This is a genomic window from Paenibacillus wynnii (assembly GCF_030812855.1).
Lineage (GTDB): Bacteria > Bacillota > Bacilli > Paenibacillales > Paenibacillaceae > Paenibacillus_AQ > Paenibacillus_AQ wynnii_A.
In genome coordinates, this window is sequence record NZ_JAUSTK010000001.1 from 285,628 (window position 1) to 307,423 (window position 21,796).

Annotated in this window: 18 protein-coding genes and 1 riboswitch; of the genes, 1 reads left to right on the top strand and 17 read right to left on the bottom strand. The window is 45.7% G+C overall.

The features are described from left to right. Nucleotides 1-430: 430 nt before the first annotated feature. The 14 genes from glnA to J2T20_RS01250 all read right to left on the bottom strand — a co-directional run bounded on the left by glnA (nucleotide 431) and on the right by J2T20_RS01250 (nucleotide 16,596). On the bottom strand, nucleotides 431-1,855 hold the full coding sequence (glnA, locus tag J2T20_RS01185) for a type I glutamate--ammonia ligase (protein ID WP_307584774.1): 1,425 nt from the start codon (nucleotides 1,853-1,855) through the stop codon (nucleotides 431-433). Nucleotides 1,856-2,134: 279 nt separating this feature from the next. Next, the gene (gene aroF / locus J2T20_RS01190) at nucleotides 2,135-3,181 is read right to left on the bottom strand and encodes a 3-deoxy-7-phosphoheptulonate synthase (RefSeq protein ID WP_307584775.1); all 1,047 of its coding nucleotides are present in this window, start codon (nucleotides 3,179-3,181) and stop codon (nucleotides 2,135-2,137) included. Between the two features lie 268 nt (nucleotides 3,182-3,449). Continuing rightward, entirely contained in the window at nucleotides 3,450-4,412 is a 963-nt protein-coding gene (locus tag J2T20_RS01195) for a 4-hydroxy-3-methylbut-2-enyl diphosphate reductase (protein ID WP_307584777.1), read from the bottom strand. A gap of 57 nt (nucleotides 4,413-4,469) precedes the next feature. After that, nucleotides 4,470-5,933 carry a sensor histidine kinase gene (locus J2T20_RS01200; RefSeq protein WP_307584779.1) on the bottom strand — a complete coding sequence of 488 codons (1,464 nt, stop codon included), beginning with the start codon at nucleotides 5,931-5,933 and terminating at the stop codon, nucleotides 4,470-4,472. Nucleotide 5,934: 1 nt separating this feature from the next. Further along, entirely contained in the window at nucleotides 5,935-6,624 is a 690-nt protein-coding gene (locus J2T20_RS01205; RefSeq protein WP_307584781.1) for a response regulator transcription factor, read from the bottom strand. Nucleotides 6,625-6,751: 127 nt separating this feature from the next. Then, the gene (locus J2T20_RS01210) at nucleotides 6,752-8,389 is read right to left on the bottom strand and encodes a S1C family serine protease (RefSeq protein ID WP_307584782.1); all 1,638 of its coding nucleotides are present in this window, start codon (nucleotides 8,387-8,389) and stop codon (nucleotides 6,752-6,754) included. A gap of 581 nt (nucleotides 8,390-8,970) precedes the next feature. Continuing rightward, complete coding sequence (locus J2T20_RS01215; protein ID WP_307584784.1) at nucleotides 8,971-9,624, bottom strand: response regulator; 654 nt, start codon at nucleotides 9,622-9,624, stop codon at nucleotides 8,971-8,973. Further along, nucleotides 9,624-10,700, bottom strand: a complete 1,077-nt coding sequence (locus J2T20_RS01220) for a sensor histidine kinase (protein ID WP_307584786.1) — start codon at nucleotides 10,698-10,700, stop codon at nucleotides 9,624-9,626. The genes J2T20_RS01215 and J2T20_RS01220 overlap by 1 nt, the downstream gene beginning before the upstream one ends. Before the next feature lie 2 nt (nucleotides 10,701-10,702). Beyond that, entirely contained in the window at nucleotides 10,703-11,791 is a 1,089-nt protein-coding gene (liaF, locus tag J2T20_RS01225; RefSeq protein WP_307584788.1) for a cell wall-active antibiotics response protein LiaF, read from the bottom strand. A 214-nt stretch (nucleotides 11,792-12,005) separates the two neighbouring features. After that, complete coding sequence (locus tag J2T20_RS01230) at nucleotides 12,006-12,146, bottom strand: hypothetical protein (RefSeq protein ID WP_307584790.1); 141 nt, start codon at nucleotides 12,144-12,146, stop codon at nucleotides 12,006-12,008. Between the two features lie 125 nt (nucleotides 12,147-12,271). Further along, nucleotides 12,272-13,084 carry a 3D domain-containing protein gene (locus J2T20_RS01235; RefSeq protein WP_307584793.1) on the bottom strand — a complete coding sequence of 271 codons (813 nt, stop codon included), beginning with the start codon at nucleotides 13,082-13,084 and terminating at the stop codon, nucleotides 12,272-12,274. Between the two features lie 106 nt (nucleotides 13,085-13,190). Beyond that, on the bottom strand, nucleotides 13,191-15,131 hold the full coding sequence (gene thrS / locus J2T20_RS01240; RefSeq protein WP_307585092.1) for a threonine--tRNA ligase: 1,941 nt from the start codon (nucleotides 15,129-15,131) through the stop codon (nucleotides 13,191-13,193). A gap of 441 nt (nucleotides 15,132-15,572) precedes the next feature. Next, nucleotides 15,573-15,743, bottom strand: a complete 171-nt coding sequence (locus J2T20_RS01245; RefSeq protein WP_036648615.1) for a toxin-antitoxin system HicB family antitoxin — start codon at nucleotides 15,741-15,743, stop codon at nucleotides 15,573-15,575. 10 nt (nucleotides 15,744-15,753) lie between these two features. Further along, nucleotides 15,754-16,596: an SPFH domain-containing protein gene (locus J2T20_RS01250; protein ID WP_307584795.1), complete on the bottom strand. Its 843-nt coding sequence runs from the start codon at nucleotides 16,594-16,596 to the stop codon at nucleotides 15,754-15,756. A gap of 166 nt (nucleotides 16,597-16,762) precedes the next feature. Between J2T20_RS01250 and J2T20_RS01255 the strand changes: the two genes are divergently transcribed. After that, a complete protein-coding gene (locus tag J2T20_RS01255; protein WP_307584797.1) occupies nucleotides 16,763-16,942 on the top strand; it encodes a transcriptional regulator in 180 nt (59 codons plus the stop codon). Nucleotides 16,943-17,026: 84 nt separating this feature from the next. Here the strand turns inward: J2T20_RS01255 and mqnC are convergent, their stop codons facing one another. The 3 genes from mqnC to metA form a co-directional block, all read right to left on the bottom strand. Then, a complete protein-coding gene (mqnC, locus tag J2T20_RS01260; protein ID WP_307584799.1) occupies nucleotides 17,027-18,163 on the bottom strand; it encodes a cyclic dehypoxanthinyl futalosine synthase in 1,137 nt (378 codons plus the stop codon). A 997-nt stretch (nucleotides 18,164-19,160) separates the two neighbouring features. Then, nucleotides 19,161-20,345, bottom strand: a complete 1,185-nt coding sequence (locus J2T20_RS01265; RefSeq protein ID WP_307584801.1) for a PLP-dependent transferase — start codon at nucleotides 20,343-20,345, stop codon at nucleotides 19,161-19,163. A 43-nt stretch (nucleotides 20,346-20,388) separates the two neighbouring features. Then, nucleotides 20,389-21,306: a homoserine O-acetyltransferase MetA gene (gene metA, locus J2T20_RS01270; protein WP_307584803.1), complete on the bottom strand. Its 918-nt coding sequence runs from the start codon at nucleotides 21,304-21,306 to the stop codon at nucleotides 20,389-20,391. Between the two features lie 108 nt (nucleotides 21,307-21,414). Continuing rightward, nucleotides 21,415-21,544: riboswitch (SAM riboswitch) on the bottom strand. Nucleotides 21,545-21,796 lie beyond the last annotated feature (252 nt).

The following is a 21,796-nucleotide window of genomic DNA, read 5'->3' on the forward strand; positions in this document are numbered from 1 at the left end:
AATATACTTGATTAATTCAAATGATTAGAGACGAAAAAACCCACATAATCCTTATAAATCAAGCTATTATGGACTTTTATTTCACCAATACCTTTAGTCATTGTTGAGCATAATCTCAGCGAAACTGATTTTCGGACGAATTAATCGGCAATGAAACTTTCTTCTTCTCCCCTTAGTAGAGACGAGCGATTCCTCAGAAGGAATCCTATGGCAAGTGTATGAAGGCGTTTAAAGGCTTTCTGGCGGGTTTTAAGCATTACCCTCTATTACTTCCTCGCTATACCACTGCAGCGCTATAAAGGCTTCAGAGGCCACACAGAGGCCACTCTAATGCTTTTTATTTATTAGACATAACATCACTTGTGATAAAAGACAAAAAACCCTTGGGAACAGTCCCAAGGGTTTCTTATATGTCTAATTTAATTTATTCTTAACAATCAAAGTACAGGGAGTATTCATGCGGATGAACACGAACCGCAACCGCTTGAGCTTCACCGCGTTTCAGACCGATATAATTATCGATGAAGTCCTTAGTGAATACGCCGCCTTCTGTAAGGAATTCGAAGTCAGCTTCCAGAGCGTCAAGAGCTTCGTCCAATGTACCAGGAACACTGCGGATTTTCTCCTTGTCTGCATCAGACAGATCATAGATGTTCTTATCAAGAGGACCGTAACCCATTTCCTCAGGGTTAATTTTCTTCTTGATTCCGTCCAAGCCAGCCATCAGCATTGCGGAGAACGCCAAGTATGGGTTAGCGGTGGAATCCGGTGTACGGAACTCGATACGACAGCCTTTAGGTGTTACAGCAGCTACTGGGATACGAACTGCAGCGGAACGGTTTCCTTTGGAGAATACAAGGTTAACTGGTGCTTCATAACCAGGTACTAAACGTTTGAAAGAGTTGGTACTAGGGTTAGTCAGTGCGATCAGAGCAGGAGCATGGTAAAGGATACCGCCGATGTAGTGCATAGCCATTTCACTCAGGTTGGCATAAGCACCTTTTTCGTAGAACAAAGGTGTGTCGCCGTTAAAGATAGATTGGTGAACGTGCATTCCGCTACCATTATCACCGAACAGTGGTTTTGGCATGAAGGTTGCTACCTTGCCGTATTGGCGTGCGGTATTTTGAACAATGTATTTGTAAGTAAGGAGATTATCAGCTGTTTTCAACAGGGTATCAAAACGGAAGTTAATTTCCGCTTGTCCTGCAGTTGCTACTTCATGGTGATGACGCTCAATGCGCAGTCCGGCTTCAGCCAGCAAACGACACATTTCACTGCGGATATCCTGTTGGCTGTCGACCGGTGCTACAGGTACATAACCACCTTTAACGCCAACTTTAAATGCAAGGTTTCCGCCTTCATCTTTGCGGGCCGTGTTCCAAGCTGCTTCTTCGGAATCTACGAAGAAAGAAGAACTATTCATTCCGCTCTCATAACGCACATCGTCAAAGATAAAGAACTCTGACTCCGGTGCAAAGAATGCTGCTGTTCCTACTCCGCTTGCTTGCAGGAATTCTTCGGCTTTTACAGCGATACCGCGCGGATCGCGCTCATAACGTTCGCCATCAGGAGTGAAAATGTCGCACATGATGTTAATAGTCGGGTGAGCGGTAAAAGGATCGATGTATGTAGTACTTGGATCCGGCATCATTACCATATCCGATTCTTCAATACCACGGAATCCTTTAATGGAAGAACCATCAAAAGCTACACCATTTACAAAAGTTTCTTCTTCTACTTCAGTAGCTGGCAACGAGATATGGTGAGCACGGCCACCTAAATCTACGAACCGAAAATCTACCCATTCGATGTTGTTTTCTTTGATCGTTTGCAACACTTTTTCAACCGACATGAATTTTTCCTCCCCAAGTTACGAACATTAAGCCGTTCACAGTATGCGAATGTTCTTGTTTTTAATGTTTTTGCTGTCGTCATTATAAATCTCAAACCTAACATCGTCAATGCTTATGTAAGGTATTTCTTATTCCAATGTGAGATATTCTGACGCTTTGGTGAATTTCCTACTATAGACTGTTCTCTTACGGCTTTACTTTCAGACTATACTGCAAAACGTCCCCTTCCACCGTCCTTAGGCGGGAGAAGAGGGCGATTAATTCATATTAATGTTAGCTTATACCACGGATGCAGGTTCCGGTGAAGTAGAAAACTTCCGTCCAACCAGCGGTGCCAACTTCTCCAGATCTCTTAACAAATTAGCGAATTGGTCTGGGAATAGGGATTGGACTCCATCGCCAGTCATGGAATTATCAGGATCAGTGTGCATTTCGATAATCAAACCGTTTGCTCCTGCAGCCACGGAAGCCTTGGACATAGGTTCAACAAGCTCTCTACGGCCTGTTCCGTGACTTGGATCAGAAATAACCGGAAGATGGCTCAAGCTTTGAAGGACTGGAATTGCCGTAAGATCCAATGTATTCCGAGTGTAGGTCTCGAAGGTCCGAATACCGCGTTCACAGAGCATTACATCCCGATTACCGCCTGCCAAAATGTACTCTGCTGCATTTAACAGTTCATCATAGGTAGCACTGAAGCCACGCTTCAACAACACGGGCCGGCCGCAGGTTCCAAGCTTACGCAGCAAATCGAAGTTTTGCATATTTCTTGTACCCACCTGCAAAATATCAGCGTGCTCCGCACATACATCTACGTATTCCGGCGTCATTACTTCCGTGATGGTTAACAGCCCGTGACGTTTGCCTGCTTCAGCCATCATTGTAAGTCCTTCTACACCAACACCCTGGAAGCTGTAAGGACCGGTACGGGGTTTAAAAGCGCCACCGCGCAGAACCTGACCCCCTGCAGCTTTTACCAAGCGAGCAATTTCATCGATTTGTTCCGGAGATTCCACGGCGCAAGGTCCGCCCATAATAACGAGATTCTCTCCACCGATTTTAACACCCCGAATATCAATAACTGTATCTTCTGGATGAAAGTCCCGGCTGGCCAGCTTGTAGGACTTCGAGATTTTTACTACATTTTCCACACCTTTCATCTGGCGCAAATGTTCTGCAAGCTTAGGCGTTACGCCTCCTACCAAACCAATAACCGTACGATCTGCCCCCCGGGAGAGATGCACCTGCAGCCCTTCCTTTTCAATTACTGCAATAATGTCCTGTACTTGCTCTTCTGGTGTTAGGTTAGATGTAATAACGATCATAATAAATTCTCCCTTTCTCAACTCTATCGTTTTATAATTTATGATGAATATGAACACTTACACGCTAAGACGCTTTTAAGCTTCTACGCTTCTACTCGCTAAAGTAATTTTAATCGAAATGTTCCTTTTCGTCAAGTCCCAGCATGAGGATCTCATTTAACGAAACCCCCTTTCGTAATCTTTTTTCCCTTATAAAGTAAAAAAGAGCATCATCATTCACGGAATCAGAACGAAGACACTCTCTTACAATTATAATATATTAGCTTCTTTACAATGGACTCCCGGTTTTGCTCGTATTCTTAACGGGTGGAAGCAGCTTCGCCATATTAACCGTTCGCTTAATCTCCCATGTCTCAGGCTGTGCAGGATCATACTGCTCCAGATAAGATATAACTTCCTTGGTAATCGGAGTAGGTGTAGAAGCACCTGATGTAACGCCAACCTTGTTGACTCCTTGCAGCCATTCTATGTTCATCTCTGATACGTCTGATATACGGTGAGCGGGTACTCCAGCTATCTCTTGAGACACTTGCGCCAGACGGTTGGAGTTGTTGCTTCGCGGGTCACCTACTACAATCACAAGATCGGTTTGACCTGCCTGTTCTGCCACAGCCTCCTGCCGAACCTGAGTAGCCATGCAAATCTCATTATGCACTTCTGCACCCGGGAAGGTCACCAGCAGTTTTTTCATAATATGCTTGATATCCCACTGACTCATTGTTGTCTGATTCGTAATCACAATCCGTGAAGAAGGAATCGATAACGATTCTATCTCTGCTTCCGTCTCAATCAGATGAACATGCTCAGGGGCAATTCCTACCGCACCCTCTGGTTCTGGGTGGCCCTTCTTGCCGATATAAATGACCTCATAGCCATCTTCAACCTTTTCCTTAATCAGATCATGGGTTTTAGTCACATCGGGACAGGTAGCATCCAAAGTGGTCAATCCCTTCGCCCGAGCCATCTTACGAACCTCCGGCGAAACACCATGAGCTGTAAAAATAACAGTACCGCTATCCACTTTATCCAAAATATCAAGACGGTTATGTCCATCTAGCGTAATAATACCATCGTCCTCGAAGGAGTTGGTGACGTGACTATTATGAACAATCATACCCAATATATAAATCGGCCGGGGCAGATCAAGATTTTGAGCGGCCTGACGAGCCATTACCATGGCATCAACGACACCATAACAATATCCCCGAGGAGAAATTTTGATTACTTCCATGACTTCACCAGCTTTCTGCTGTCATTAGTTACAAGATTAGAACCCGTCTATTATACCCTACTCCAGCGGTGGAGCAAAGAGCAGCGGCAGCCAGATCACAAATGTTGTACCTTCCCCTTGCCTTGTCACAACTTCAACAGAGCCTCCATGTTCGTCAATAATCCATTTCGCTATCGAAAGACCAAGGCCGATGCCTTCGGTAATACCGCGAGACTCATCCGCTCTATAAAACCGATCAAAGATATGAGGTACCTCGTCCTTGTCCATGCCAATACCCGTATCAGTGATGCGTATGCCTACCTGACTCTGATAAAATACAGCATTCAATGATACTTCACCAGCAGGAGTGTATTTAAATGCATTATCAATAAAAATAAATAGCATTTGCTGAAGATAATCCTTATTACCCACAATATACTTCCCATTCAGGTGGGTCATATCGCCAACCTTCCACTCTGCCTGGTGAGGCAGGAAGGCTGCTCGGCGTGCAACTTCTGTCATCATAGGCTCCAGAGCTACCGGCTCCTTATCAAATGTCCGTCCGGTATCTGCCCGGGCCAACGAAAGCATATCCGCCACAAGCCGGCTCATCCGTTTGGCTTCATCTGCGATGTCACGCACAGACTCCTTAGACATTTGACGAATAGTGGCATCATCGAGCGAAGGATTCTCCCCAGGCTCAAGATCCCAAACCTTTTGCAGTAAATCAATATTCCCGCGGATTGTCGTAAGAGGCGTACGCAGTTCATGGGAAGCATCTGAGACGAAACGCCGTTGTGCTGCATAGGAATCTTCAAGCTCTTTATAGAAGCCTTCCATACGTCCAAGCATGCTGTTAACCGTCTCTATAAGCTGACCGATTTCATCGGGGGGACCCTCATATTCAATACGCGAGCTAAGATCAGTTCCGGTCTGGATCCCGTTAGCCGCCTCTATAACCTTTCCAATCGGACTCATAGATTTACGTGCCAAGAATAGACCGAAGGTGAAGGCTGCCATTAACGTAGCAAAAGAGCCTACAAGAAGGATGTTTTTGAGTCTTAACATCAGTTTATCTTCTTGGCTGGTAGGTGCAGCAACCTGGAGTACCGCCAGAGGCTTACCGTCAGGATTTTTAAGAGGCATTTGATACATAATAAAATGGTAGCCCCCCAGGCTTAACTGCTTAAAGCCCTTTTCATCCTCTATTTTCTCTCGCACTGGAAAATCAAATTTCATGTCCAGACTACTCATATTGTCGGATTGTTGGATGGTCTTGCTGTCATAAATATAGATTTGTACCAACATATTCGCTTCTTCCAGACGGTCGGCTTGAGTTAAATTTACATCTACGTTCAGCAAAGAGCCATCATATCCCCAGCGCGGCCGGAGCTGCAGCTCTTCAACCTGCTTTTGTACACGATCCTTCAAATCACCATAGGTATTAAAATATACAAAACCATAAATTGCGGCTGAGAAGGCCAGCAGCATAATAGCCAAGATCCCAGAATACCAAGCAGTCAGCCGCAGCCTAATTGACATATTAATTGTCACCTCTTAGAATGTATCCGGCTCCCCGGATCGTTTGAATCAGACGTTTGCCACCATGTTCCTCCGTTTTTTGACGGAGCATGGCTATGTAAACCTCCAATACATTGGATTCTCCACTATAATCATAGCCCCATATTTTATCCATAATCAGATCGCGGGACAATACTCGTTTGGGGTTCTGCAGAAACAAGTGCAGCAGCTCAAATTCCTTGGCGGTAAGCTCTAGGCGTTTACCTCCCCGCGTAACTTCACGGGAATCAACATCCAAAGTGATATCCTCATAAGAGACAGCCTGATCCACATTACCGCTTTGCTCGCTCTTACGCCGTAAAAGTGCACGTACACGGGCCAACAGCTCCTCTAGCGCAAACGGTTTAACCAGATAATCATCGGCTCCCAAATCAAGCCCCTTTACCCGATGCTCGATCTCATCCTTAGCGGTAAGCATTAACACAGGTACGGAGCTGCCGCCCTCTCGCAGACGCCGACAAACTTCGAATCCATCCACCTGCGGCATCATAACGTCCAGAATAACGACATCCGGATCACTGTTCAGTACGGCACGCAGCCCATCGGCTCCATTCACCGCAGTTTTTACATCATAGCCTTCAAAAGCAAGACCACGCCGGAGCATGGATATAATTTTTTCATCATCATCAATAATTAAAATATTCGGTCGCATCAAGCAGCCCCCATTATTACATTCTTATATATATTGTACCAATGAATTCATAGATTGGCACCCAAGTAGCAGCAAAAGCGGAAGGGCTAGCCCTCCCGCTTTTAAATTCGCTGTCCGGATGTTATTCTTACTCCGTTTTAGAAGTATCGAAGTCGTTCTTATTGCCGATTGTTATTGGAAGCTCCAACGTTTTATCGTCACGAACTACATTCAGTGTAGCCTTGTCACCCACTTTTAGGGTTCGAATAAAATCGATCAAATCCTGGCTTGTCGCATAATTTTTGCCGTTCACCCCACTAATAATATCGTAAGGACGTAAATCAGCTACATAAGCAGGAGATTTATAGATAATCTCTGCTACGACGGACCCTTCTTTAATATCGGTGCCCATTTGCTTGGCAACTTCATCAGTAATCGTCATGAGCGTTGCGCCAATAAATGGAACGGGCTCTTTTGGAATAGCTTGATTATCCTCCAGTTTTTGAACAACCTCTTTAATTGTATTGACTGCAATTGCAAACCCGATACCTTGTGAATCCGTACTTACAGCTACGTTCATACCAATAACTTGACCCTTCATATTGAGCAGCGGCCCACCGGAGTTCCCCGGATTGATCGATGCATCCGTCTGAAGCAGGTTTTTATAATTCCGGGTTCCGCTGCCATCTTCTTCATTAATGTCAATACTGCGACCTTTAGCACTCAGAACACCGGCAGTTACCGTGTGATCAAAACCCTGAGGGTTACCTATCGCTACAACTTCCGATCCTACCTTCAGAGTATCCGAATCACCCATCGCTACTGCAGGGAAGTTGTTATCTCCTTCAATTTTAAGCACGGCTAGATCCAGATCCTTACTGGAGCCGAGCAGCTTTGCTTCATAAGGCTTACTATTGCCCTCAATGGTGACCTGAATAACATCTGCACCGTTAATTACGTGTTGATTTGTTAAAATATATCCCGCTTTATCATAGATAAAGCCTGTTCCAATACCATAAGGTACTAGTTGAGTGTTGGAATTTGATTCGGACTCAGGCTCTGTTTGTTCAGTTGAACCGCTGCCTCCGAATTGATCACCGAAAAAGAATTGTGAGAATGGATCGCTCATATTCGGATTGGATTGGCTTCCGCCGCGAGAGCTGGAATTTACCAATGTCTCTATTTTTACAACCGCAGGTCCTACTCCGTCTACTACGCTTGAGACATCATTTGCACCGGTATTCAGTGAAGTCGTAGCCGTTGCAGGGCTCACATTTGCACCCTCATCTGGAGCCGTAGCCCCTGCAGTTACGGCAGGTTCTTCAGAATCACCTGTGAACCAATTCCCACGATCAGCGGCGAACATAGAGCCTGATAGAACAATCATTCCGGCCAGGAAAGAGATCAGAATGCTTTTAAAGGAGCTTTTTGGCTTGCGATTGTACTGCCATCCGTTTCCACCGTCCGATCCATTGCCTCCGTTACCGTTACGACCTCCTCCACTGCCGTCAAAACCCGTGGTACGAATGGAAGTGCTGTATGGTATGGGCTTAATCGGTTGAGGAGGTGTAACCTCTACCCGCTCCGGCTCCCGCCGATTGTAATGTTCTATGCCATCTGTGTCATCTTGGTTGATAGATTTAAAAGGTCCATAAGAATAATAGTATGATGATCCGGATTCGGAAGACCGACCGCCGCCACTGTTTTCTTCATTAGTGCTGCCGTTCCATTCCCGATCTGGTGCGGGTTCATTTTCACGAGTGAATCTATCTTTGTTATCGTTCATGTTTCTTTCCTCCCGTGTCCTGTCTGCCTGACAAGGATTGATTTGTTTTCTTGTTCTCATTGTGTACTTTAAACCTTAAGGTCACATTAAAAACAATTTAAGCTTAGATAAAATCGGGCAGGTCGGGGTAATCGGGACTCCACCGCTGTTGAAATCGTGTTCCCTGAATTTACCCTGCGGGTGGAACACGATTTCAAAGGCGGACGTAAACTTTCCGCTCCGATACCCCTCCCCTTCACAGGGGGAAGGCACAAAAAAAGCCCGAGCGTGCTGAACTACGCACGGCCGGGCCTAAACCTAAACCTTAAACCTAAAATAGTAATAATCAGTGCTAAAGCCTCATAGTCTGAAAGTGGGGAACGAAGCAGTATCCTTGGGAGAGGAAATGCCGTCCGAAGAGCCATCCTTCTATTGGAATGGAGGCGGACGCAAATGAGTACTGATCAGCTCATAGCATTGCTCGTTCTTATCGTTATGATCATAAAGCTTGCTAACACCAAGGGGAAATCCTGAGGTGGGTAACTGGATCAGCCTCTGAAACTCCAGCAACACTTGAGTTCAGAGGCATTTTTTTGTTGGGATTAACTCTGCGCCCAGCCTTTACGGTGAGCAAATATAGCCAGTTGCGTCCGGTCGTCCAGCTCACATTTCATCAACAGATTGCTGACATGCGTCTTTACAGTTTTGATGCTGATATGCAGCTCCTCGCCGATATCTTTATTTGTTTTGCCTTCAGCAATAAGCAGCAGTACTTCTTTCTCACGTTCGGTAAGTCCTGAGGAGTCTCCTTGAACAGTACGTTGGCGTATCCCGCGCGTCAAGGCTTGCGACACATCACCAGTCATCACCGGCATACCGCGGTATGCCCCTTGCAGCGCGTAGATAAGTTCCTCTGCCGACACCGTTTTTAACACATAACTGACTGCACCTGCTTCGATGGCATCGACAACTAAATCATCTTCAAGGAAGCTGGTCAAAATCACGATTTTCAGATCCGGAAATTCCTTCAGCACAGCTTTGGTGGTCTCAGCACCATTCATCACGGGCATCATTAGATCCATTAGTACAAGATCAGGCAACCCGTCATCCCAACCATTTCGGAGCATTTCCAGTGCCTTTAATCCGTTAGATGCTTCACCTATTACCTCAAACATGGGCTCAAGCATTAAATAGGTTTTGAGGCCCATACGAACCATGTCGTGGTCATCCACTAGCAATATTTTAATAGCACTCATTACAATGCCTCCTCTTCCCCGTCTTCCCTTACAGCTACAGCGGTAACCGGAGCTTTTTCATCTTGAACAAATTTTGGAATATGTACACGGATCGTGGTTCCAGCACCCTTGCGGCTAATAATCTCCACCTGACCGCCCAACTTCTCCGCACGTTCACGCATGGTGATCAATCCGTAGGATCCGTGCTTATTCTGCATAAGCTCAAAACCATGCCCGTCATCGCTTATGCTCAGAACGACCTGCCGAGGCGCTTCGCGCAAGGAAAGACTTACGATCCTCGCTCCTGCATGCTTCACAATATTAGCCATAGCTTCCTGGATAATTAAAAACAGTTGATGTTCAATGGCCTCGGATAATTCCCCTTGCAGCTCTAGCTCTTTCATGCCCTTCAGACCGTTCTGACGGCAATAATCCGGGAACCATTTCTCCAGCGCCTCAAAAAGATTCCTACCCTCCAGCTCCACCGGACGCAGCTGCGCAATTAATGCTCTCATTTGTTTCTGGGCCATTTGCGACATCGTAATCAATTGATCCATTACCGTCTTTCCATGAGCTTCATTTCTTTCCAATACTTTAGGCAGTGATGAGGCTGACATATGAATGGCAAAAAGCTGCTGGCTTACTGTATCATGCAGGTCTCGGGCCATTCGCCGACGTTCCTCCAGAACAGCGCTCTCTGCAGCCTTTTCCTTCTCAATAACCTCTTGTTCACCTAGACGTTGGAGCAGCTTCATTTTGTTCTCAACCGTATCCATCATGACATTGAATTCGTGATAGACTCTGGCAAAAGACGGATCATCGCTCTCCGGCATTCGGACAGAGAGGTTGCCTTTGGCTACCTGCAGCATGTTCAGATCAATGTGATCAATCCGCCGCTGGATCCGCTGACCCGCCATATATCCTAGAACAATGGTGAAAACTATAATACCTGCGCATAAATAGAGCCACATCCGATAATCGACAACCCTTATATAACCTAGACAGCTTCCTGCATAGATCAGACCCGCCGTAACGACTCCACTAAGGAGGAAATAGATTTGCAGCACCCATTTAGTGTTTTTGAAAAGAGGCCCCATGCTTAACCCACCGTTTTAACCTTAATGTCTCCAATAAAAGCACTAACGTTAATGCGGATTTTCTTACCAGATTCTTTGTAGTAAGGCGTTCTGCATTGAGCACTGCTCATAAAACCGCTGCGTGTCTGCTCCAATACCTGCATGTCTCCGATAAATGAACTGCTGTTTACTGAAATGCCCAGGTCCATATCATTAGGGATATATACTTTAATGTCTCCGATAAATGCGGAAATGTTAATCTTTGTCTCGCCATAAGGAATTTGTGCATTCGTCAAATCTAACACTGTATCACCAATAAACTGGGAAAGGTTCGTATTTTTCAGTTGAAAATGCTCACGTCCCATATGGATATCCCCGATAAAAGCCGAGCGATTCGTCGTATCTTTATCGTCGTGAGCACCGTCATACTCATCTTTCCAGTGATCTTGATGTCTGCGGGCATGACGCTCCATCCGTTCCTGATGCCTACGCTCATGCCGTTCACGTTTCTCTTTCCAACGGGATTCACCAGTAGAATGAAGCTCAGGATCGTCCGTGGCTTGATCTTTGCTAAGATAACTTTCCCAATCTGTCTTTCTACCGCTAGTTGAATCAACATCACCGGCAGGTTTGCCAAACTTTTGTTCGAACTGCTCGTCTAGCGTAGATTCCAACGGCTTCGGAGGTTCTACATCTAACAGGTCCTTACCTGGAGGAAAATAACTTGGTGCCGGAGGTACAGGAGGCAAAGGCGGGCCGGAGTGACGCGGTTTAAAGATTACATATAACCCACCGCCGATCAGCATAACTGGGATGAACATTTTGAAAAAGTCGCCTGCTGATAGGTCAAACCATTCCAGATTACGTCCTAGAAAAAATACACCCATCGCCAGAAAGAAGATCCCTCCTATGAATGAAGATCCTTTTGAACTATAATCCTCGGTAGCAAGCAAACGCTTAACACCCATCGCAATTAAAATAACCGGCCAAAAGTTTGAGAAGACATAACCGATACTGAAATCAGTGTATCCCAGCTGTCTTAATAAAAATATGGCGCCGATTCCAATCAGAACCAATCCGCCGATGATCTGGCTCGTAAGTCGTCTTTTCATCTTTCATTTCTCCTTAAAAGTTGTGTGATTCGTCCTTCTACAATCCTATGACCTTAGTGTACAGCAATAGAAGAATCATAAACAGCGCCGCGAGATGGAATTTAGCCTCCGTCCCTAGACCGAGGCCAATATAATATAGGAGCGCGTAGCAAAAAAAACGCCCACACCTTATATAAGGCGGGGCATTTTTGAGTACTGCTTTAGAACTGCAGAATTATTGTTGAGGCTTTTGGGCGGGCTTAGCGGTAGTTTTCCCACTTTGCTTCGATGTTCCATCATTCTCAACAGCAAACTCAGCATTATATTTCTCATTTGGAGTTTTATAGTTTTCTTGAACTTTTGACTTCTTGGCCACGGAATTCACCTCCCATCTTCGGAAGAGGCGTAACTGCTGCCCCAGTCCGTATTATGGGATGAGGGAATCACTATTATGCATGACCAAGTGAAAATAGGTTCAAGCTTCTAGCCGCTAAAACTATCCTAAATAATTTCTTCCAATACAGACTGAGGAACCGCATTATAGGTCTTGATGGCCTTGCTGAGATCCTTCAGCATCACTTCTGTACATTTCCCGCTGCCGCGTTTGATAAGCTGAACCTCGACTATCTTTTTGCCCCACTCTTTGTAGACCTGTTTTGTAGTAGCAAAATACAAATCAATCTTCCTGCCCTTAATTGCTGATCCCGTATCGGCAACAACCGCGTATCCGTACCCCGGTATATAAAGGATGCTGCCCATCGGCAGAACCTTTGGATCCGCAGCGATGGTCGATAGAGCGTTTTTATCTCTGCGAACTTTAACGCCGGAGTAGGTGATACCGTACTCTGGATGATTTGGATTTTTACCAGTAGATTCATACCCGGCAGTGTAGCCGGTTGCTGTAACCTTCATCGTCCGGATAATTTGTTCCGGCTCAGGTGCAGCTACCGGGATAGATATCGGCGTTTTGCCCACACTACCTTTGTTAGCCGTCGAAGTCGCCTTCGGTTTAGGTGAACTTACAGGCTGTGGTGATTTCGTTGCGGCGGGTTTTGATCTAACGGGATCAAGGCTTGTAGCAAGCCTCTGCGTGGTTATTGTATTGCCCGGTGAACCGGCCATCGTTGTTAGACTTTTATATTGCGGCGTATTCATTGCTGTTATTGCGCTGCTTTGCTTACTAGTAATCTGTCCAGAGGCAAGCGGCTTAGTCTCTTGTCCCTCGGATTTGGCGTAAACACCGGATGCAGCCAGAAGCAGAGTAATTGTTATCATTACACACCAAAGCCTCTGCCATATACCCATTTTGTTCATGTGACAAACCTCCCCTTATTAGCGAAGGTTTCCCGTTTCCCAAAATTTTATACATGAAGCTCATAAATAATGTGCTTCACGGGCAAATGACAGAGGCTATAAATGATTAAGAAATGACGCGTCCGGCAATTTCCTCTGCCAATGACTCGATAACCTCTTGCAGCGGCTTCGCCCCGATATCGCCTTCACCGCGTTTACGAATAGCTACGGTTCCAGCATTCATTTCGTTCTCACCGACTACGAACATGTAAGGCATCTTTTCCAGCTGAGCTTCCCGTATTTTGTAGCCCAGCTTCTCATTACGAAGATCCGCATCTGCAGAAATGCCTCGGCGGCGCAGCTTGTCAGTAACTTCCTTCGCATAATCATCAAAGGCAGTGGAAACCGGAATAACCTTTACCTGCTGTGGTGAAAGCCAAAGTGGCAGTGAACCGGCAAAGTTCTCCAGAAGGAAAGCAACAAAACGCTCCATAGTGCCCAGAATACCGCGATGCAGAACGACCGGACGATGCTTTTGTCCATCATCTCCGACATATTCCAGTTCAAAGCGCTCAGGCAGCAGGAAGTCGATCTGTGCAGTAGATAAAGTTTCTTCTTTACCCAACACTGTTTTAATTTGAACATCCAGCTTCGGTCCGTAGAACGCAGCTTCACCTTCTGCTTCGTAGAATGGCAATCCTGCTTCCTCTACAACCTCACGCAGCATGCGTTGTGCAGTCTCCCACATCTCATCATTCTGGAAATACTTCTCAGTATCCTTAGGATCACGATAGGACAGACGGAAACGGTAATCATGAATACCGAAATCACTGTATACTTGCTTGATAAGCTCAATAACACGAGTAAATTCACCCTTGATTTGATCCAGACGACAGAAGATGTGTGCATCATTTAATGTCATCGAACGCACACGGTGCAGACCAGTCAATGCGCCGGACATTTCATAACGGTGCTGAATGCCAAGTTCAGCAATCCGGATCGGCAGATCACGGTAGCTGTGCATGGAACTCTTATAAATCATCATATGGTGCGGACAGTTCATTGGACGAAGAACGAATTCTTCAGTATCAATTGTCATCTTCGGGAACATGTCATCTTGATAATGCTCCCAGTGTCCGGAAGTTTTATACAGTTCTACATTTCCAAGCACTGGTGTGTAGACATGCTGGTACCCGAGGCTAGCTTCAAGATCTACGATATAGCGTTCCAATATGCTCCGTAGCTTAGCACCCCTTGGAAGCCAGATTGGCAAGCCTTGACCCACCAGGTTATTGAAAGTGAAGATTTCCAGCTCTTTCCCGAGCTTGCGGTGATCCCGCTTCTTGGCTTCTTCAAGCAAGCGAAGATGCTCATCCAGCTGAGCTTTTTTGATCCAGGCAGTTCCATATACACGCTGCAGCATTTTGTTCTTGCTGTCCCCGCGCCAGTAAGCGCCCGCTACATTCATAAGCTTAAATACTTTGATCTTGGAAGTAGAAGGTACATGCGGACCCCGGCATAGGTCGAAGAATTCGCCCTGCTCATAAATAGAGATCACGCTGTCTTCAGGCAAAGCCTCAATAAGTTCCAGCTTGTAAGGGTCGCCCAGCTCACCGAAGATTTCAAGAGCTTCCTTACGGCTAACCTCTTTACGTACGATGGGAAGGTTCTCGTTGATGATGCGTTCCATTTCCTTCTCAATCTTGACCAGATCCTCTGGATTAAGCGGATGCTCCAGATCCATATCGTAGTAGAAGCCGTCCTCAATAACCGGGCCTACGCCTAGGAAAACTTCTTTGGCACCAAACAACCGTCTTACGGCTTGCGCCATAAGGTGAGCCGTACTGTGACGCATCACTTCAAGACCCTCCGGTGAGTCCAAAGTTACGATTTCTACCAAAGCACCTTCTTCAACCGAAGTAGAGAGATCTACAACGATTCCGTTCAATTTACCTGCCGCCGCATTCTTGCGGAGACCGCTGCTGATCGATGCTGCTACATCTTCAATGCTGCTTCCATCTGCATATTCCCGGACGGATCCGTCCGGAAGCTTGATATTCACTGCCATGTCATTTTCCTCCTCTTGGTTATTACTGCTGTATTTCTTCATCGGCTTAAGCCGCTTAAGTTTTGCGGAACGGAAATATCCACGCATACAAAAAACACCCGTCCCGCAAAGGGACGAGTGTATAGCACCCGTGGTTCCACCCAAATTCGATTCCTCTCTCTTCCGCCTATAGCGGTGTAGGAGACAGAATCCTTCGTCTACATGGGAATAACGGCCATGAACCGGCGGTTCTTACTGTCCCTCATTAAGCTCTAGCTTCAGGGAGTTCATAACCGCAGCTACAAAGGGGTAAATCGAAATGGGATACCGGAGGAAATTACAGCCTATTGTTCCCTCTCTCTGAACGGTCCTTATTGTCGATTCATGTCTTTGTCGAAGCTGTTAACGTGAATTATGAGTAATTATAATTCTGTCTTCTCCGTCCGTCAAGCCTCTCTTGATTTACTCTTCCCGGCGTTTTCTTTCAGGCAAGCGGCCTGCGCGCCTCAAAGACTCACGCAGCAAGTATTCAATGTGTCCGTTTACGCTGCGAAATTCCTCTCCTGCCCAGCGCTCCAGCGCCTCATGAAGCTCGGGATCGATCCGCAGCGGAAAGCTTTTCTTGGCCGCCATGATGAACCGCCTAGTACAACGAGCCGGCGTTAATAATCGGGCTCGCTCCACGTTCTGATACGATGGCCACCATGAGATTGTTGATCATGGCCGCTTTACGCTCTTCATCCAATTCTACAACACCATCCTCTTTTAACTTCTTGATGGCCATATCCACCATGCCCACTGCACCTTCAACAATAATTTGACGGGCAGAGAGGATAGCAGATGCTTGTTGGCGTTGGAGCATGGTGCTGGCGATTTCTGTCGAATACGCCAAATGTGTCAGCCGGGCTTCAATCACCTCAACACCGGATAAGGAAAGGCGATCCTGTAATTCAACCGCCAGCTCTTTGGCGATTTCATCAGCGTTCGCCCGCAGAGACATTCCTGTATCATTAAAATTATCATACGGGTATTTGCTGGCTACATGGCGCAACGCCGTTTCACTCTGAATTTCGACGAATGCCATATACTTATCAACATCAAAGAGGGCTTTTGCAGAATTAATAACTTTGAACACAATCACGGCTGCAATTTCGATTGGATTACCCTCAACATCATTAACTTTTAACTTAACACTGTTGAAGTTTCGAACACGCAGAGAAATGGTTTTACGGATACTAAACGGTGTAACTGCCCACATTCCGCTTGTGGCGATTGTACCCACGTACTGCCCGAAAAAAGTTACAACCACTGCTTTGTTCGGCTGAACAATTGTAACGCTGGTAAGAAGTACTGCCGCGATAAGAAATAGAATGACTGGTACAGTGACATATTCCTGCGATGCCCCATAAATCCCGCCCCCCATACAAACTATAAATAAAGCGATAACCCAAAAGCCGCTAACCGGATGTAGTATTTTCTCCTTCATAATCATTGCCTCCAATAAGATATATATTTGATATGATTATGATATCACTATTGCATATAAATGTAAATGAGGTAAAAGAAAAATATCATTGCATCTGTATAGGAATCTTTTATACTCTTAAATTTGAGGATGTGAAATTCTCATGATCAAAAGGAGGATGTAAGGCATGAGCGTGAAGGAAAAAGTATTGGAAATTATAAAATCGGCTGGAAATCCTGTGAGCGCAGGGGAAGTGGAGAAGCTCTCCGGGTTGGACCGTAAAGAAATTGATAAAGCTTTCAAGGAATTGAAGCAGGAAAATGCCATCGTGTCTCCTATTCGTTGCAAGTGGGAAGCGGCACAATAACCCGTAAAATGCGAAAAACGCCTATCTGTCATGAATCCCTTTACTTTGGGACTCCGCGACCGATAGGCGTTGCTAATTTCTGAATTAGTTCTGCATAATAAAATCATTATCAATCTTCGCGCCAGCATCGTTGAATACCCGCAGGATATCGTAACGCGTATTGCGCTGCGCCGGGATTTTACCTGCCTCACGAATGAGTTGGGTAATGGATTCGATATTGACCTTGTAAACGGCCCCGGCGGACGAAACCACATTTTCTTCAATCATGGTACTGCCAAAATCGTTACAGCCATAATCGAGCGAAAGCTTGCCGACTTCGGGACCCATAGTTACCCAAGAGGACTGGAAGTTCTTGATATTGTCCAGAACAAGTCGACTGATAGCCACTGTCTTCAGGTACTCTTCAGGTGTTTGTCTGTCCAGCTTCAGATTGGTATTATCCGGCTGGAATGTCCAGGAGATAAATGCCAAGAAGCCTTCCGAATCATATTTATTGGCGATACATTCGTCCTGAGCCTCGCGTACCCGCAATAGATGCAAAGCCCGCTCCTCCATGCTTTCACCCAATCCGATAACCATCGTTGCTGTAGTGTTCATACCGATTTTGTGCGCAGTCTGCATGACGTCCATCCACTCACGCCAGGAGCCTTTCAGACGGCTGATTTTGCGGCGGGTTCGATCGTCAAGAATTTCCGCACCCCCGCCCGGCAGTGAATCCAGACCGGCAGCATGAATTTCACGTACCACTTCTTCCAGTAAAAGCCCGGACACCTCGACCATTTTCATAATCTCCGCAGGCGAGAAAGAATGCATGGTGATCTCAGGAAAACGTTGTTTAATGCCTCTCAGCAGATCTGTATAATAGTTGAACGGCAAGTTAGGATTGGTACCACCCTGCATCAGAATTTCTGTACCGTTAACGTCAATCGTCTCCTGAATTTTCTGGAAGATCGTCTCATCCGGCAGTACATATCCTTCATCCGAACCCGGTTTCCGATAAAATGCACAAAAGCGGCAATACACATCACACACATTCGTATAGTTGATATTACGGCCAATGACAAAGGTTGCCAAAGGATCTGGATGCCACCGTTTCATAATAATATTGGCAGCTGCACCCATTTTCTCAATTTCATTACTTTCAAAAAGCTTAACAGTATCTTCTAATTGCAAGCGGTCACCCCGCAGCGCTTTATCCAAAATAAGGTCAATCGCACTCATTCTTAGCAGCCTCCCTCTATGTCCATAACGGTATGATAGATTCATAAATTTCGCATCACAAATGATTAAACTCGTTATGTCATCGTATCATAATTTGTTCTTCTTTTAAAATAAATTTGAAGTTTCTCTATATAACGCTGCCGTGGCGGATTCAATTGCACATTTACATCTCATATGCTCATTTCGAGCTCCCACGGCGGATTCAATTGTACTTTTACATCTCATTTGCTCATTTCGAGCGCCGTGGCGGATTCAATTGTACTTTTACATCTCATTTGCTTATTTCGAGCTCCCACGGTGGATTCAATTGCACATTTACATCTCATATGCTCATTTCGAGCTCCCACGGTGGATTCTATTGTACTTTTACATCTCATTTGCTCATTTCGAGCTCCCACGGTGGATTCTAGTGTATTTATACATCTCATTTACTCATTTCGAGCTCCCACGGTGGATTCAATTGCACTTTTACATCTCATTTGCTCATTTCGAGCTCCCACGGTGGATTCAATTGCACATTTACATCTCATATGCTCATTTCGAGCTCCCACGGTGGATTCAATTGCACTTTTACATCTCATTTGCTCATTTGAGCTCCCACGGCGGATTCAATTGCACTTTTACATCTCATTAGCTCATTTCGAGCTCCCACGGCGGATTCAATTGCACTTTTACATCTCATTTGCTCATTTCGAGCTCCCACGGCGGATTCAATTGCACTTTTACATCTCATTTGCTCATTTCAAGCTCCCACGGCGGATTCAATTGCACATTTACATCTCATATGCTCATTTCGAGCTCCCACGGTGGATTCAAAGGTAGTTTTACGCGCTATGACCAGGTCAGCCCCACCTATAACTTTTTTCGACCTATTTAACCTAATAATACAAAGGGGCTGTCCCATATGTAGAATAATCTACTTTAGGACAGCCCGCTGGTCTCCACAAATCGATGTTTAATTCGCTGTTCAATTCAATTTCAAATTAAAATTCAATTCTTATTGTTGAGTGACTGCCTCTTCTACTTCGGCCTGTGCTGCTTCCAGTGCTTGACCTAGATCGTTAATCAAATCGTTCAAATGCTCGATCCCAACGGAGAAACGAAGCAACCGGTCATCGACGCCCACCGCATCACGGATTTCCACCGGAATGTCGGCATGCGTCTGAACAGCCGGATAAGTCATAAGCGATTCTACACCGCCAAGGCTCTCTGCGAAAGCAATTAAACGGATATGGCGGAGCAGAGGCTCCACATATCTGGCATCTTTTACTTTAAAGGAGAAGATACCCGTATTGCCTGAAGACTGGCGGTTTTGCACATCAAATCCCGGGTGATCCGGAAGCCCCGGATGGAATACTTCCGCAATAGACGCGTGGTCCTTCAGATAATGAGCCAAGGCCAAGGCGTTGCTCTCATGCCGTTCCATGCGCAGGGCCAGTGTTTTCATTCCTCTCATCAGCTGATAGCTGTCAGAGGGGCTGAGCACGGCTCCAATGGAGTTATGCAGAATAGCCATTTCAGCGGACAAGGCTTCTCCTTTAGTCACGATAAGTCCAGCCAAAACATCGTTATGCCCGCCCAGGTATTTAGTGGCACTGTGGACAACAATATCCGCTCCAAGCTCGATCGGCCGCTGAAAAAAAGGTGTCAGCAGTGTGTTGTCCACGATGGTAAGCAGCTTATGCTGGCTGGCCCACGTACACACAGCCTCGACATCTGTAATCATCATTAATGGATTGGTGGGTGTCTCAATAAATACCGCTTTTGTATTAGGAAGACGTACCTCCTCCAGCGCATTCAGATCATTGGTATCTACGTAGGATGCGGTAATTCCAAATCTGGACAATATCCGTTCCAGCAGCCGGTACGTCCCCCCGTAAAGATCTAGTGAGACGATCAGATGATCCCCTTGGCTGAATAAGGCGAACACGGTTTGCAGCGCTGCCATACCTGAGCTGCACGCAAACCCGGCATCGCCGGATTCCAGTTCAGCAGAAACATTTTCCAAAACGGATCTTGTCGGGTTCTTGGTACGGATATAGTCAAAGCCGGTGCTTTGTCCGAGTCTTGGGTGGCGGAAAGCAGTGGACTGATATATTGGGAAATTTACAGCCCCCGTTGCCGGGTCTTCCTGCGAACCGATTTGAGCCAATCTACTTTCAATTCTGAGTTTCTCATCCATGTTATATTAAACCTCCTGGGAATTTTCTAAGTATTCATCTCATTTAAATCATAGGACCAATATCGTAAGGAGTTTCTTGATATACATAGTAATTAAGCCAATTGGCAAACAATAAGTTAGCATGGGCGCGCCAGACTGCGGGCGGTGTCCGCTGCGGATCATCTTTCGGATAGTAATATTTCGGTATTGGCACTTCCAGGCCTTTAGCAACATCACGGTCATACTCCCACTTCAGAGAGCAGGGATCATATTCTGAATGACCGGTTACAAAAATCTGTTTGCCATCATGGGTAGCCACCAAATAGATGCCAGCCTCTTCTGATTCAGCAAGAATCTGCAATTCAGGTAAAGCCTCAATATCCGCTCGGGAGACATCTGTGTGCCGGGAGTGGGGAACATGAAATAATTCATCAAATCCGCGAAGCAGTTTTACGTTATTGGATGTAACCGTGTGTGGGAATACACCGAAGCATTTCTCATCCAGGCTTTCTTTATGAACACCGAAGTGATGATATAATCCTGCCTGTGCAGCCCAACATATATGCATTGTCGAAGTAACATTATGTTTACTCCATTCAAAAATCTTTTTTAACTCTTCCCAATAGGTGACATCTTCGAACTCCATCTGCTCTACCGGGGCACCCGTGACAATCAGGCCGTCAAAACGACGTTCGCTAATCTCATCAAAGGTTTTATAAAAACTTTCCAGATGCTCAGCCGATGTGTTCTTGGAGGTATGGGAACTAGGATGGAGCAGAACTACATCCACTTGAAGCGGTGAGTTACCGATTAAACGCAAAAGCTGTGTTTCCGTAGTTTCTTTTGTAGGCATCAAATTCAGAATAGCTATACGCAAAGGGCGTATATCCTGGTGAAAGGCCTGGCTTTCGTCCATTACAAAAATATTTTCTCCGGACAAAACCTCTTTGGCCGGTAAACTGTCGGGAATTTTAATCGGCATTAGCTTCTCACTCCTTAGCTGAAATTGGATACCGTAAAACGGCTCCTGGTATAACAAAAAGACCCATCTCAACAGAGAGAAAGGTCATATTTACAGTCATATGCGCCTCTCTCATCTGCCAGAATAACCTTGCCTGACGCATGCGCCACACAAGTTTCCGCAAGAATTAGCACCGTGCGTTCACACGCCGGTTGCCGGGTTTCATCGGGCTAGTCCCTCCACCTGCTCTTGATAAGATTAAGCAATATTTAATTAAATTTCGTTAGAAATTACTTTAAATCATGAACCTAACTTTCGTCAAGCCCATACAATGCATTAGTACTCTAAAAAACCTAACAATTTGTCTTGAAAGAGGCATTTCCCGGCGTTATACTAGACAAGTGTTTCATACCCGAACAAACAGAAGAGGTGAGATGAAGATGGAAGGCGACCCGAGCTCGCAGATAAGCGTACAGACTGAACAACCACACAGGATTAACATCAGCTTGCC